The organism is Pseudarthrobacter sp. efr-133-R2A-89 (assembly GCF_030209315.1).
Lineage (GTDB): Bacteria > Actinomycetota > Actinomycetes > Actinomycetales > Micrococcaceae > Arthrobacter.
The window spans coordinates 629,165-643,520 of record NZ_JARVSE010000002.1 but is presented as its reverse complement, the minus strand read 5'-3'; the positions used below and the strand labels follow the sequence as shown (position 1 = coordinate 643,520).

Genomic DNA, 14,356 nt, shown 5'->3' with positions numbered 1-14,356 from the left:
GCAACGATCCACGGCGCGAGGAACTGCCATGACTGCCACCCCGGAAACGGATACCCCGCCGGCCCGCGGCAAGCGGCCGAAACAGGGCGAACCGGTCATTGACCGGGCGCTGAGCCTGCTCGCCGTCTTCTCGGACCGGCGCCGGGCACTGACCCTGTCCGAGTTGGCCCGGTACGCGGAGATGCCGGCGCCCACGGCGCTGCGGCTGATCGCCCGGCTGGTGGCGTGGGGTGCATTGGAACGGCTGGACGACGGCCGCTACGTGGTGGGGGTCCGGCTGTGGGAGGTGGCGTCGCTGTCGCCGCGCGGGCATGGGGTGCGGGAGATCGCGCTCCCCTACCTGGAGGACCTCTTCGAGGTCACCCGGCACCACGTCCTGCTGGCGGTGCGGGACAACGAACAGGCGGTGCTGATCGAGCGGCTGTCCGCGAAGGACGCCACCGAGGTGGCGTACCGGGTGGGCGGCCGGGCACCGCTCCGGTCCACGGCCATCGGCCTGGTGCTCCTGGCCGGAGCGGACCAGCAGTTCCAGGAAACCATCCTGAAGCGGCCGCCGGAGATCGAACCCGGCGTATCCGAGATGCCCGAGGGCCAGCTGCGCCGGACCTTGTCCGATGTGCGGCGGACCGGCATCGCCATGATCCGCCGCAGCCTGCCCTCCCGGACCGTGTCCGTGGCATCGCCCATCTTCGACGCCCAGGGTGCCGTGGTGGCGTCCCTGTCCATCGTGGTTCCGGACGGCTCCACGCCGCCGAACGTCCTGGGCCCGGCGGTCCGCGCCGCCGCCAGGGCGGTGTCCCGCAACCTCGGCTTCCAGGCACAGGCAAGCGCGGACGTCAGGACGCACTCCCAGGGGTAGCGGCTGCCCGGTGCCGGCTCCGGCAGAGGGCACCTCCGCCAAGCCACCATCCGGACCTGGATCCCCGTTGACGTCGGCGGGACCTCGTCGCATCATGATCCCCATGGGCACATCAACCGGCATCTTGATCGTGCCGGCAATCCAGCAGGTTCACTTGCCCGCGGGCGTGGCCGCTCCGACGGAGCTGGACTTCGATGTGCGGTGCTTTCTTTTCGGGACTCCCGGCGGGCTGATCCTCGTTGATGCCGGGCTCGAGGGCAGTGGCGCCGAAATCAGCACGGCGCTGGAGCAAGCCGACGCCGCCTGGGATGACATCACCGATGTCATCCTCACCCATTCGCACCCCGACCACGTTGGCGGGCTCGGAGGGGTGATGGGAATGGTTCCACGCGCCGCCATCTGGTCCGGGGCGGAAGATCTTCGGGAGATTCCTGCGGACAAGCCGGTTAAGCCTCTTTCGGAGGGAGACTACGTCCGCGGGTTGCGCGTCATCTCCACCCCTGGCCATACCAGAGGCCATATCAGCCTGTTTCATGAGGCATCGGGCGCCTTGTTCGTTGGCGATGCGGTGGGCACGATTGGGGGCAAGATGGTGCGGCCTCCATCGCCGTTTACGGCGGATGCAGAGCAGGCTGAACTGTCCCTGCGCAAGCTTGACGAACTCCGCCCTGAAAGAATGCTCTTCTCCCATGGAGATGAAGTGACTGACCCTGCGGCCCAACTCCGGCACCTCCTGTTCCAACGCCCCGAGCCAGGGTGATGGGTAACAGCCGACGCAGCACTTATCCCTGGCCGCAATAGTCCAGGCGGCGAACCACGACGTCTCCTTCCACGGCGTAGGCGCCGAAGGCCCGCCCGGTAAACGCCTTGGCGGTTTCAAACGCCCAGTGCCTGCCGTCCAGTTCGGTGAGCAGCACCTCACTGGCACGGCCATCCGAGGCAGCGTCAGGCGCCGCAGGCCGGGCGAGGAGGCGTATCCTGTCGCCGCCCACGGCCCCGGCCGTGAAATCGGGCGACCGCGGCTCGGCCAGGATCGCCAATTCAACGTCACCGTGCGGGAGCGTTGCCTCCCAGGTACGGTCAAAGCCTGCGACGACGGCCCGCGCGGTGACCGTAACACCTGCGCTGCTGCTGCCGGCTTCAACGCCGAACCAGTTGTCCTCCGCATTGCGCACGGCGATGCCGCCGCTCCCGGCGGTGACGTCCAGGACGGCCCGCAATTCGATGCCGAGGTGGCGCTGACGCTGCCCGAGGAACGCGGGCCGGGGCGCGTCAAGGGTGTTCCCGTCTCCAGTGATGACCAGTCCGCCGTCCGTTGGCGTGGTGAAGTCCGCAGGTGTCCGCCGGACTCCAATCCAGTGCGGGTGGTCCAGGCCGGCACCCGCGGTGAAGTCATACCCGGCCCGTTCGGGCAGGACGGCGGACGGCACCGGCAGGCTTGCGTACGGCCAGCCGTCAACCCAGTCCACCGTGGTCAGGAAGGTTTCGCGGCCCAGCGGGGAGAACGCCTGGGTGAGGCCCACCGGACGGACGCCCAGCAGCACCATGGCGGTGCCGCCGTCGGGAAGCTCCACCAAGTCTGCGTGCCCGGTGTTCTGGATGGGCGAGCCCGTACCGGCTGCGGTGAGGATGGGATTGTGCGGCGCCGCCTCGAAGGGTCCGTCCGGGCGGCGCGAACGGGCCACCGTGACGGCGTGGCCCCTGTCCGTCCCACCCTCGGCCGCCAGCAGGTACCACCAGTCGCCGCGCCGGTAGAGGTGCGGACCCTCAGGCGAGTAGAGGCCGCTGCCCCGCCAGAGCGGCCTGGGCTCCTCCAGGGCTGTCCCGGTCTCCAGATCCACGCGGACCTGCTGGATCGCGTCCGGGTGCCGGGCGAAGGTCACGTACGCGGTTCCGTCCTCATCCCAGGCCAGGTCCGGGTCGATGCCGTCCACCGCGTCGATGACAATCCCGTCGCTCCAGGGGCCGGCGGGGTCTGTGGCAGTGAACAGCACGCAGCCGCGGCCCCCGAGGAAGACCGAGACGATCAGGTGGAACACGCCGTCGCGGTACCGGAGCGTCGGCGCCCAGACCCCTCCGGGCGTCGGGACGTTGGCAACGTGGACCTGCTCCTCACGTGTGGCCACGTGCCCGATCAGCTGCCAGCTTTGCAGGTCCTGGCTGTGATAAACCGGCAGTCCGGGGAGGTACTCGAACGATGATGTCACCACGTAGTAACCGTCCGGGGTGCTGACGATGGTCGGGTCCGGGTTGAAGCCGGGCAGGATGGGGTTGGAGTGCATCCAGCCATCCTTTCGCCTGGCCCGGCGCACCGTGTGGCCCTATTTCATTCGTTGGAACACGTTCCGGGGCCGGCGGCGCAGGCCGCTACGCGAAGCTGCCGCGGCGGAGCTCAACATCCTGGGTGCCGGACAGGCGCACGGTGGTCCGGTGGCCGTTCCAGAGGACCTCCCGGTGGACGGGCGCGGCAGACCGCAGCACGGCGCTGTGCAGGACGCCCCCGGACCAGCGGAGGTCCACCTCGATTCCGCCCACCGCCCGCAGGCCAGTGACCGATCCCTCGCGCCACGATTCCGGCAGGGCCGGCAATAACCGGATGGCGGCCGGGTCCGACTGGAGCAGCATCTCGGCGATGCCGGCGGTGGCACCGAAGTTCGCATCGATCTGGAACGGCGGGTGGGCGGTGAACAGGTTGGGGTAGACCCCGCCGCGCCCCTCGAAGCCCTCCCCCGCCACCCGGAGTGCCAGGTTCAGGCTCTCCTCAGCTTTTGCCGCGTTGCCAAGCCGCGCCCAGAGGGCGACGCGCCAGGCCATGGCCCAGCCTGTGGACTCGAGGCCGCGGAGTTCCAGGGTCCTGGCAGCGGCGGCGGCGAGCGCCGGCGTGGCCTCAGTGTTCCACTGCCGCAGCGGATAGACGGCCGCCAGGTGTGAGGTGTGCCGGTGGTCGGGTGCATGCTCAGTTGCGGGGAACGACCATTCCCGGATTTCTCCCCGGTCACCGGTGGCCGGCCCGGGGAGGGCGTGCACCTTGTCCGCGAGGTCCGCCAGCCAAGGTGGGTCTTCCGCCAAGGCTGCGGCGGCGTGCCGAGCCGTATCCAGGAGCCCGCGGAGGAGGGAAACATCCATGGTGGAGGACCGGCTCACCGACGCCGGCGCCCCGTCCGTGGCGACGTACTGGTTCTCGGGAGAGGTGGACGGCGACGTGTGCGTTCCGGTGTCCGTATCCCCGACGATCCAGTCCAGGGCGAAGAGGCATGCCCCTTCGATGGCCGGCCAGGAAGCGCGCAACCGGCCGGCATCCCCGGTGTAGGCGTAGTGCTGCCAGGCTGACTGGACCAGCCACGTGCCTCCCATGGCCCAGCTGGCCCACATGGAGTCGCCTTCACCGGCGCCGGCGGCAAACGGGTAGCCCCAGGGATCCGTATTGTGGTGGACCGCCCATCCCCGCGCCCCGTACAGGGCCGCAGCGGGCCGGCCGGTGCGGGCAAGCGTGTCCACCAGCTGCAGCAGCGGTTCGTGGCATTCGGCAAGGTTGGCGGGCAGTGCCGGCCAGTAGTTCATTTCCGTGTTGATGTTCACGGTGTAGTTGCTGCTCCACGGTGGCGGCAGTTCCTCGTTCCAGATGCCTTGGAGGTTGGCCGGGAACCCACCGGCGCGGGAGGAGGCAATCAACAGGTACCGGCCGTAGTGGAACAGGAGGGAGACCAGGGCGGTGTCGGTCTTGTCGTCTTCGAAGTCGCGGATGCGCTGGTCCGTTGGCTTACCCGGACCGGAGCCTGCGCCGGCGTCCGGGCCGAGATCCATTCGGACCCTGCCGTAAAGCCCGGCGTGGTCGGCAACGTGGCGTTCCAGCACCGCCTCCGCGGAGTCCTGGAGGGCCCGCGCCACACGGCCGGTGAGGAGTACGGCAAGGTCGTCAGGGGAACCGGCGGTGTTCGCGTGCCGGCCTGTGAGCGGATGCGCCAGGACCGTTCCGGTGGCAATGGCCAGCCGCACGGAACGTGCGCCCGTGACTGCGAGGACTCCCGCGGTGGCGTCCGTAGCCCCGTCGGTGGCGACGCCGGCATGGACTGCTCCGGCGCGCGAGTCGCCGTCGTAATGGATATGCTCGGCAGTCCGCTCAAAGGCGGGCGCCACGTCGCTGGGCAGCAGCAACCGCAGGCGCAGTTCGTTCCCCCACTCATGCTCTGCGACATCCTGTCCAAGGGGCCGGATGCCGTCGGGGTGCAACCCGATCCGCACGGTGATAGGAGCGTCGGCGGTGATCTCGTGGATGATCACGGCGTCCGGGTGGGAGGCGAAGGTCCGGTGCCTGACCTCGGCGCCGTCAACCACGTATCGGTGCTCCGCGATGCCGGTCCGGAGGTCGAGCCAGCGGGCGGGACCACCGTCAACAGCTGCCGCGGACCCGGCAACGTCCACTGCCAGGACAGCGAACGGCAGGTACGCCTGCGAATGCGTGCCCTGGAATGCCAGCAGCAGCTCCTCCGCCCGCCGCACATCCCCGGCATCCACCGCCGAACGGACAGCGTGGAGCGTTGCCGGCCCGGCGGATGGATCCAGTACCGGCGCGGACCGGCTGGTTGGCCCGGACCACGCCGAACCCTCATTGAGCTGGAGGCGCTCGCCACCCACCAGGCCGCGAACCGTGGCCCCTGCGAGTCCGTTGCCCACCGGCAGGGACTCGACGGACCGTTCCGCCTGGCCCCGGTACCAGAGCACGTGGGCGGGATCAGGGCCGGGCGCTCCAACCGGCCCCGCGGATCCAGGCGATGCCCCCGCTTCAGCGCTCAGTACTCGCCCTTAATGACGAAGTAGGAGCCGCGGATGGTGCCCGCAAGCTTGGACTTCTGGCGGGCGAACTTGAAGCTGGACGCCAGTTCCTCCGGAACGTCCATGCCGTCCGAGAGTTTGAACCCGACCGCCCGCTTGCCGCCTTCCGCAATGCCGTACATGACGTTGATGGACAGCCCGGACTCATAGAACACGTACGCCATCCGCAGCCCGTCCACCTCGAAAGAGGACACCTCAAGCGGCTTCGAGGAGATCACCAGGTTCCGCTCGGTGGAGAGGATGTTGTGGACATAGTCAACCGTTTCCGGCGCCTCGTCCGCGGGGACCACGGTGAAGTCGTGGTCGTATTTGTTCTTGTAGTAGCGTGCCTCGTTGGCCCGCAGCCCGGCCAGCGCGTCCGCAACCGGCGACGATTCCAAACCAACGGTGGACACGTTCTTGAAATCCACGGTGTACGGCATGAGTCCTCCTGGGAATGGTCTTTTGCCACATCGTTGCAGATCAGCGCCCCCGCCGCACCTCATCGAAGCAGGCGGAGGCCATTCCCGTCGATTCTTACACCTGTGAGCCGGACCCGTTCGTTCGGTGTGTCGTTCGGCCCCCGCCGGAGGTTCTGTGCCGTCCGGGAGACGAAGCGGCCTGGCCCAGGGGGCCGCGGAGGCCGTGAACAGCAGGACCGGCTCACCAACGGCGGCGCGAAGATCATGGGACAGGCGGACCGCGCACATGCGGCCGTCCGCGGTCCCCGGTTCCTCCCGCGTCCCTTCCGCCCCGCGGCTGTAGACCAGCCACCGGGCGCCGGCGTCGTCCACGTGGAGTGTTCCATCCAGGCAGGGCTGCGCGGCCGGGGTGACCGGTCCGTCGCTCCACGGCCGGTAAGGGCCGATCGCCGCATCGGCAACGAGCACCACAACGCCCCGCGGGCGCGACCGGGACGATGTTGCGAGCGTGGCAAACATGAAGAACCGCCCGTCCAGCGCGTACACCTCCGGAGCCCAGAACTGGGTGTCCGCCCAAAAATCCGCCGGCGGCCGGAAGGCGGCAAAGGGGCCGTCCCAATGTTCCAGGTCCTCGCTGGTGTAGCAGTCAAAGCCGGTGGCCGGTCCGCCCCACACATTTTCATCGCTGGTCCCGAAGAGGACGAACGGGCCGGGAGCGGACTCCAGGATGAACGGGTCCCGCATCCGGATCCCGTCGAGGCGCAGGGCAGGTTCCGCCCGGGCGGCGGCCCCCATCAGCGGGCCACCGACGGTTCCCGCACCGCAACAGGGCAGTCAAAGCGGCGCGTCCCGCCCTCCATGGCGTGCCGCGCGCCGTCCGGAAGCACGACGTCGGCCGCCACCCCGGCAGGGACGGTCGCCTCCAGGCGGAACGCACCGCCGTCGAGCGTCCATTCCACCCGGACCTCACCGTGCGGAGTCTTCAGGGAGGTTTTGGCCCAGCTGATCCCGTCCCCCGGCTGGGGGGCGATGAGCACCCGGGCGTAACCGGGTTCCAGCGGCCGGATGCCGCCGATGGCTTTGTGCATCCAGTCGGCCACCGCGCCCAGGGCGTAGTGGTTGAAGCTGGTCATTTCACCGGGGTTGATGGTGCCGTCCGGGAGCATGGAATCCCAGCGTTCCCAGACCGTGGTGGCGCCCATGGTTACCGGGTACAGCCAGGACGGGCAGCCCTCCTCCAGCAGCAGCCGGTAGGCCTCGTCCACGTGTCCGGTGTCGGTGAGCGCGTGGGTGATGAACGGCGTTCCCGCGAACCCGGTGGACACGCGGTAGTTGTTGTTCCGGACCAGTTCGGCCAGGCGGTTGCCAGCGAACTCGCGGAGTTCCGGGGTCGGCAGGACATCGAAGGCGATGGCCAGTGCGTAGACGGTAGTGCAGTCGCTGCGGATGGCGCCGTCCGCTGCCACGTAGTGTTCGGCAAAGGCGGTCCGCACCCGGGCGGCGAGCGCCTCGAAGGACGCTTCGTCGTCGTGCTTTCCCAGCAGCCCGGCAGCCTGCGCTGTGAGGCGCGCGGTGCGGTACATGCAGGCGGTGGCCACCACGCCGGTGTCCGCCTTGGCCGCCCATGGCTGGTCCGGCGCGGCGTCCGGGTCCAGCCAGTCGCCGAACTGGAAGCCGGAGTCCCACAGGCCTGTGGGCGAGAGCAGCCCCTCCACGCGCCGGGTGTGCGAGGCCATTGACTCGTACTGGTTCCGCAGCACGCTGATGTCCCCGTAGGCCTCCCAGAGTGCCCACGGCACCCACACGGAGGCTTCGCTCCAGAGCGCCGAGGATTCCGGGGCCGGGAATTCCGGCGGTTGCGGGCAGTACTTCAGGGCATCGGGCACGGTGATGGGTACCAGGCCGTTTGCCGCCTGCTGCTCGGCGGCGAGGTCCAGCAGCCAGTCCTGCAGGAAGCCCTTGACGTCGTACAGGTAGGCGGCGGTGGGGGCGAAGACCGCGATGTCGCCGGTCCAGCCGAGACGCTCATCGCGCTGCGGGCAGTCGGTGGGCAGGTCCAGGAAGTTCCCGCGGAGGCCCCAGACGATGTTGCGGTGCAGCTGGTTGACGAGCTCGTTGGAGCATTCGAAGGTGCCGGTGCGCTCAAGGTCTGAGTGGACCACCACGGCCTCGACGTCATCCGCGGTCAGCGTTCCCGGCCAGCCGGCGATTTCGGCGTAGCGGAAGCCGTGGAAGGTCTTGGTGGGTTCGAAGGCGTCTTCCCCGCCGGAGAGGATGAACGTGTCCGTGGCCTTCGCGGACCGCAGGGGCCGGACACCGAGTTCGCCGTTTTCCAGCACCTCGGCATGCCTGACGGTGATGGCCTGCCCGGCCTCGCCCCGAACGGTGAACCGGAGCCAGCCCACCAGGTTCTGGCCGAAGTCCACCAGTGTCCGGCCGCCGGGTGAGGTGAAGATTTCCACGGGACGGACGACGCCGGCGCGCACCACGGGCGGGCCGACAGGCTCAGCGAGCCGGCCGCCGTCGAACGCCAGTTCACGCACGCCCGTCCAGTCAGCGCCGGGCACATAGCCGGGCTCCGCCCAGCCCTGCTGATAAAGGCGGGCGTCGATGGTCTGCCCGTCGTAGAGGTCGTTGAAGGTGGTGGCGGAGGGGCCCGCCTGCCAGGTGGTGTCCGAGGCGATCGACTGGACGTGGCCGTCCTCGAACTCGATGTCCAGCTGGCCGAAGAACCCCAGCTCGCTGCCGTAGAGGTTGGACATGCCGTGCCAGGCCAGCCGGCCGCGGTACCAGCCGTTGCCCAGTTCCACCCCCAGCACGCTGGTGGGCGCCACCAGGGACGTGACGTCGTAGCTGCGGTAGCGGAGCCGCCACTCGTAGGAGCTCCAGCCTGGGCTCAGGACGTCATCCCCCACCGGTGAGCCGTTGATGAACGCCTCATAGACGCCGAAAGCGGTGGCCCGCAGCGTCGCCCTCACCACGCCGCCGTGGCTCTCCTCGAGCGCAAATTCCTTGCGGAGCAGCGGGGCGCCATCGAAGTCCTGCTCGGGCGAAATCATGGCAGCGAGCCAGGGAGTGGAAGTCATGGAAGAAGGGATCCGTTCTGAATAGCGGGTTTCAGGCGTGCAGGCAATGACAGCCCGGCGTTGGGCTAGAGGGGTATAACGTCCAGTGCATTCGGGGCGATGATTTCTCCCTCGTAGCCGACGGTTTCGGCCGCTGGAACCGCCATCGCAAGCCAGGTGGACGGCGGTTGCGCAACAGGCGTGTAGTGGCTGAAGACCAGCTTCTTGGCGTGCGCCGCATGGGCCACAGCAGGCAGGTCAAGGACGCTGGAGTGTGCCTCGAAGAGATGCTTTTTCAGCTCCTCTCCACGGGGGTGGGGAAGTTGGGCAGCGATGCGCTCAATGGCGCTGTTGTCCTGTGTTTCATGGACGAGCACATCACACCCCTTGGCGATGGCGGCAAGATTGGCGTCATGGGCGGCCGTGTCGCCCGAAAACACCACCACCTTGCCTGTGCCCTTGACCGTAAACCGGTAGGCGTAGGCGTTCGCCACTTCCGGGCCATGGAACACCCTGGTGCTATCTACACGGATGTTGGCGTCCTCCATGACGGGGACGATTGCCCGGTCCGGGGGCACCTCGATGTCATGACCATCAGGTGCCATGAAGGCACCGAAGCCGCCACCGGACTCGAAAAGGGCAATCTCGTCCTCGAAGCCGGCGAGGAGGTTCGTTGCTTTTTGCTTGGTTCCTGGTGGACCCCAGATATCCACCGGCGGCAGGGGCGGGCGTGCTGTCCACCCGTGCAGCAGGAGTCCCGGCAGCCCGGAGGTATGGTCCAGGTGGTGGTGCGTGATGAACACGTGGTGAATGCCCCCGAACCCCAGCCCGGCCCTGACGAGCTGTCTTGACGTATCAAGCCCGCAGTCCACCAGATACACCGCGTCATTGACCACCAGTGCCAAGGCGGGTTTGGCTTCGTCGGGACCCACGACGGGACCGCCGTTGACTCCCAGCATGACGATCCTGTCGTTGGATCCACCCGGCCGCTGTCGGTGCTCTGTCATCAGGGCTCCACTTCTGTGTTGAAGGTTGTCTTTGCAGCGATGGGGTGGCGTCCCCTTCGGTGACTAGAAGTTCAGGCGTAGTGGCAGGCGACGTCGGCCGTCCCCACCCGGCGCAGCGCCGGCCGCTCGGTGGCGCACAGGTCGGTGGCCAGGGGGCAGCGGAGCCGGAAGGGGCAGCCGCCGGGTGCGGGCACCGCAGCCGCCCCGGTGCGGACACCCAGTGATTCGCGCGCTTCGCGGCGCGCCGCCTGCTCCGCCGGACGCGGCACCGGGGAGGCCGCCACGAGCGCCTGGGTGAACGGGTGCCTGGGGTTCTCGGTGACGGCGGCGGCGGGGCCGCTTTCCATCACTTGGCCGCGGTACAGCACCACCACGCGCTGGGCCAGGAATTGCACCACGGCGATGTCATGGGCGATGAACAGGTAGCTCAGGCCCCGCTCGTCGCGGAGGTCGGCCAGCAGGTTGAGCACCTGCGCCTGGGTGGAAAGGTCCAGGGCACTGACGGCTTCGTCGCAGACCACCAGCCGGGGATCGCAGATGAGGGCACGTGCCACGGAAATGCGCTGGCGCTGGCCGCCGGAGAACTGGCTGGGGTACCGGTCCACGGCGTCCCGCGGCAGGCCCACGCGTTCCAGCATGTCCTCCGCTTTGGCACGCGCTTCCGCCGCCGACACCCCGCGGAGGCGCAGCGGTTCCGCCAGGGAGGTGCCCACCGTGTTGCGCGGGTTCAGCGAGGAGTTGGGGTCCTGGAAGACGGCCCGCAGTTCCCCGCCCAGGGCCCGGCGCTCCGCGGCGCTGGCGGAGGTGATGTCCTTGCCCTGGTAGGTGATGGTGCCGCCGGAGACTTTTTGCAGGCCAAGGATTGCCTTGCCGATGGTGGACTTTCCGGATCCGGACTCCCCCACCAGTCCCACGGTCTCCCCGGGGGCGATGCTGAAGCTGACATGGTCGACGGCGGCGGGGGCCGCGGCTGCCTTCCGGCCCCGGCCGTAGCGGACCACCAGGTCCTTGACCTCCAACATGGGGGTGGCGGCGGAAGGCGGCGTGGAATCGGGGCGTTCGGTGACTGCGGTGCTCATGCCAGGTCCTTTTCGACGATGGTCTGCAAACTGCGCAGATTCTGCGTGGGGGTGATCTCCAGGGCGCGGGCGGGTACGTCCGTGGCCAGCCAGTCCATGCCTTCGACGGCGAGCTGGTCCGCTTTGACGCACCGCACCACGCCTGTACCGGCGCCCGAGGACAGCAGCGGGACGGGTTCCAGGCAGGCGGAACCGGCGAACTGGCAGCGGGCGGCGAACCGGCATCCGGTAGGCCAGTCCTTGGGCTGGGGTACCTGCCCTTGAATCGTGGCGAGGCGCTCCGGCATGTCGTTTGCGTGGTTGGCGTGCGGGTCGGCGGCAAGCAGGGCCAGGGTGTAGGGGTGCCGGGGATTGGCCAGGATGCTGTCCGTCCTGCCGTTCTCCACCACCTGGCCGGCGTACATGACGGCAACCTGGTCGCAGATGTCCGCCACCACGCCGAGGTCGTGCGTCACCATCACCACGGACATGCCGGTCTCCCTCACCAGGACGCGCAGCAGGGACAGGATTTCGGCCTGCACCGTGACGTCCAGGGCGGTGGTTGGTTCGTCAGCCACCAGCAGTTTCGGCTGCCCGGCAAGCGCCAGGGCGATGGCCACGCGCTGGGCCATGCCGCCGCTGATCTGGTGCGGATAGGTCTTCAGGATGCGTGCAGCATCCACGATCCCCACCTTCTCCAGAAGGTTCCGTGCTTCCTCCCGGGCCTCCGCCTTGCCCATGCCGCGGAGCCGCCGGATGGTGACGGTGAGCTGGTAGCCCACCGTGAACATGGGATCCAGGGCGCGCATGGGTTCCTGGCTGATCAGGGCGATGTCCCGGCCCCGGACAGTTTCCATGGCTTTGTCGGTGGTGGCGGCAAGGTTCCTGCCGTTCCAAAGGATCTGGCCGCCCGTGACGGAGACCCCGGACGGCAGCAGCCCCAGGAGGGACAGCGCGGTCATCGTCTTCCCGCAGCCGGACTCCCCCACCAGCCCCAGGACCGTGCCTTGTTCGACGTCGAAGGAGACATCGGTGACCAGGCGGACGCCGCTGCCCGCACCGGTACTGTCGACGCCGACGGACAGGTTGCGGAGGCTGAGCGTCCCCTTCGCCACGCCATCATGCGTGACGGGAGCGGGGGCTGCTGAAGCGATGGCGGCAACTGCCTTGGCGCGCTGGCGCCGGGCGGCGGCGGAAGGCAGGTGTGAGGCGGTGGCGTTGGGCGCCTTGCCGAGGGCGTTGCCGATGGCGTTGGCCGACAGGACGGTCAGGGCAAGCATCGCACCGGTGGGCACCATCATCCAGGGTGCGTCATAGACGTGCTGGGAGGCGCCTTGGATCATTCCGCCCCAGCTGGGCTGCGGGATGGGCGGCCCGAATCCGATGAACGCCAGGCCTGCCTGGATGAGCATGCCGACGGCGAAGATCAGCGCCGCCTGGACGACGATGGTGTTGGTCAGGCCGGGCAGCACATGGCGCAGGCTGATGCCCGCGGTGCTGACACCGTCCACTTTGGCGGCGTCCACGTACAGCTGCGACTGAAGGGATTTGGCCTGCCCGAGCATCACCCGGTAGATGCCGGCCGAGATCAGCACGCCCAGGATTCCCATGATCATCGGAATATTGGTTCCCACGGCCCCGATCACGGCCAGGATGATCACGGTGCCGGGCAGCGACATCATGATCTCGGTGATGCGGCTGACGGCGTTCTCCACGCGATCGCCGGCGGCTGCGGCCAGCATCGCAAGGAGCGTCCCGAGTCCGACGGCGACAATCACCGTGATCATTGACGTTCCGAGGGTGCCGGCGGCGGAGGCGAAGATCCGGCTCAGGAGGTCACGGCCCAGTTCATCCGTGCCAAGCCAGTGCGCGCCAGTTGGGCCGGAAAGCACGGCGGTGAAGTCCTGGTCCTCGGTCTTGAACGGCAGCCACAGCGGGGCGGTCAGGGAGGCGGCCACGAGGACGGCCAGCCAGGCCACGCCCGCGATGCTCCCGGGCGAGCCGAACAGCTTGCTGCCGGTGAACTTCTTCGGCGCGCCTTGGCGACGTGTCTTGCGAAGGTCCGCGGCCGTCGTCGGCTGTGCTTGATCTGCGGGCGCGGGGGCAACGTTGGGAATCATGAGGCACGCAACTTCGGGTCGAGGAACTTGGTGGCGAGTTCCAGCACCAGGTTCACGGCGACCACCACCACGGTGGCGATCACCACCACGCCCTGCACGGACGGGGCGTCATGGGTGCTGACGGAGTTCTGGACGGCCTGGCCCAGGCCGGGCATGGCGAACAGTTGCTCCGCGATGACCGAACCGCCGAACAGTTGGATGAACTGCAGGGCGATGCCGGCCACAATCGGGAGGCTGGCGTAGCGCAGGGCATGGACGTAGAGGATTTTCCAGGTGGGTGTGGCCGTGGCCCGCAGCGTGCGGATGTGTTCCTGCTGCAGGGCCTCGAGCATGGAGGCACGGGTCTGGCGGGCGATGAATGCCGCTCCGCCCACCGCCAGGGTGATCACGGGCAACGCCAGGGACAGGGCCCAGTCCTGTGGGGAGGCGCCAAAGGGGACATAACCGGTCGCCGGGAAGACGGAGGACTGGACGGCCAGCAGGAACACGAAGATGATGCCGATCCAGAAGGCGGGCAGGGCAACGGCCATGCCTGCCACTCCGCCGATGATCCGGTCCACGACGCCGCCGCGGACCGCTGCGGTGACGCCCAGGCCGATGCCAAGGACCGCGCTGAGGATGGTGGCGCCGGCAGCCAGCGAGGCGGTGACGGGCAGCCGGCTGGCGAGGTCGGCGCTGACCGAGCGGCCGTCGATGAGCGAGACGCCCAGGTCGCCCTGGACCGCGGAACCGAGCCAGGTGAAGAACTGCGCCGGCAGCGGATCGTTCCAGCCCATCCGCTGGTTGACCTCGTCGATCGCCTGCTGGGAGGCGCCTGCGCCGAGGGACACGGCCCCGGGGCTGCCCGGCATTGCGTGCACCAGCAGGAATGCCAGGACCGCAACCACCAGCACGGTGGCCAGCGCCATCAGCAGCCGCTTGGTAATGAATAGTGCCATGGTGACCTCCATCGGTCAGGCCCTCCCCGGACGGCCCTTGCCCTGGTGGACAAGGGCCGCCCGGGACGGTGCGGG

Annotated in this window: 10 protein-coding genes and 1 pseudogene; 2 read left to right on the top strand and 9 right to left on the bottom strand. The window is 68.7% G+C overall.

The window, feature by feature from the left end:
• Positions 1 to 28: 28 nt before the first annotated feature.
• Together QRM95_RS05730 and QRM95_RS05725 are read left to right on the top strand one after the other, a co-directional pair.
• On the top strand, positions 29 to 859 hold the full coding sequence (locus QRM95_RS05730; RefSeq protein WP_285246843.1) for an IclR family transcriptional regulator: 831 nt from the start codon (positions 29 to 31) through the stop codon (positions 857 to 859).
• 103 nt (positions 860 to 962) lie between these two features.
• Positions 963 to 1,619: an MBL fold metallo-hydrolase gene (locus tag QRM95_RS05725; protein WP_285246842.1), complete on the top strand. Its 657-nt coding sequence runs from the start codon at positions 963 to 965 to the stop codon at positions 1,617 to 1,619.
• A gap of 22 nt (positions 1,620 to 1,641) precedes the next feature.
• Here the strand turns inward: QRM95_RS05725 and QRM95_RS05720 are convergent, their stop codons facing one another.
• The 9 genes and pseudogenes from QRM95_RS05720 to QRM95_RS05680 form a co-directional block, all read right to left on the bottom strand.
• A complete protein-coding gene (locus tag QRM95_RS05720) occupies positions 1,642 to 3,141 on the bottom strand; it encodes a glycoside hydrolase family 43 protein (RefSeq protein WP_285246841.1) in 1,500 nt (499 codons plus the stop codon).
• A gap of 85 nt (positions 3,142 to 3,226) precedes the next feature.
• Positions 3,227 to 5,581 (bottom strand): glycoside hydrolase family 95 protein, encoded by a 2,355-nt coding sequence (locus QRM95_RS05715; RefSeq protein ID WP_285246840.1) that lies wholly within the window; start codon positions 5,579 to 5,581, stop codon positions 3,227 to 3,229.
• A gap of 68 nt (positions 5,582 to 5,649) precedes the next feature.
• A complete protein-coding gene (locus QRM95_RS05710; RefSeq protein ID WP_285246948.1) occupies positions 5,650 to 6,114 on the bottom strand; it encodes a DUF8821 family protein in 465 nt (154 codons plus the stop codon).
• 213 nt (positions 6,115 to 6,327) lie between these two features.
• Positions 6,328 to 6,837, bottom strand: a pseudogene (locus tag QRM95_RS05705) (family 43 glycosylhydrolase); the annotation flags it as partial.
• A gap of 50 nt (positions 6,838 to 6,887) precedes the next feature.
• Positions 6,888 to 9,179, bottom strand: coding sequence for a family 78 glycoside hydrolase catalytic domain (locus QRM95_RS05700; RefSeq protein ID WP_285246839.1), 2,292 nt, complete (start codon positions 9,177 to 9,179; stop codon positions 6,888 to 6,890).
• A 65-nt stretch (positions 9,180 to 9,244) separates the two neighbouring features.
• Complete coding sequence (locus tag QRM95_RS05695; RefSeq protein ID WP_285246838.1) at positions 9,245 to 10,165, bottom strand: MBL fold metallo-hydrolase; 921 nt, start codon at positions 10,163 to 10,165, stop codon at positions 9,245 to 9,247.
• A 71-nt stretch (positions 10,166 to 10,236) separates the two neighbouring features.
• On the bottom strand, positions 10,237 to 11,244 hold the full coding sequence (locus tag QRM95_RS05690) for an oligopeptide/dipeptide ABC transporter ATP-binding protein (RefSeq protein WP_285246837.1): 1,008 nt from the start codon (positions 11,242 to 11,244) through the stop codon (positions 10,237 to 10,239).
• A complete protein-coding gene (locus QRM95_RS05685; protein WP_285246836.1) occupies positions 11,241 to 13,343 on the bottom strand; it encodes a dipeptide/oligopeptide/nickel ABC transporter permease/ATP-binding protein in 2,103 nt (700 codons plus the stop codon). The genes QRM95_RS05690 and QRM95_RS05685 overlap by 4 nt, the downstream gene beginning before the upstream one ends.
• Positions 13,340 to 14,293 carry an ABC transporter permease gene (locus tag QRM95_RS05680; RefSeq protein WP_350223877.1) on the bottom strand — a complete coding sequence of 318 codons (954 nt, stop codon included), beginning with the start codon at positions 14,291 to 14,293 and terminating at the stop codon, positions 13,340 to 13,342. Before QRM95_RS05680 ends, QRM95_RS05685 begins: the two co-directional genes overlap by 4 nt.
• Positions 14,294 to 14,356 lie beyond the last annotated feature (63 nt).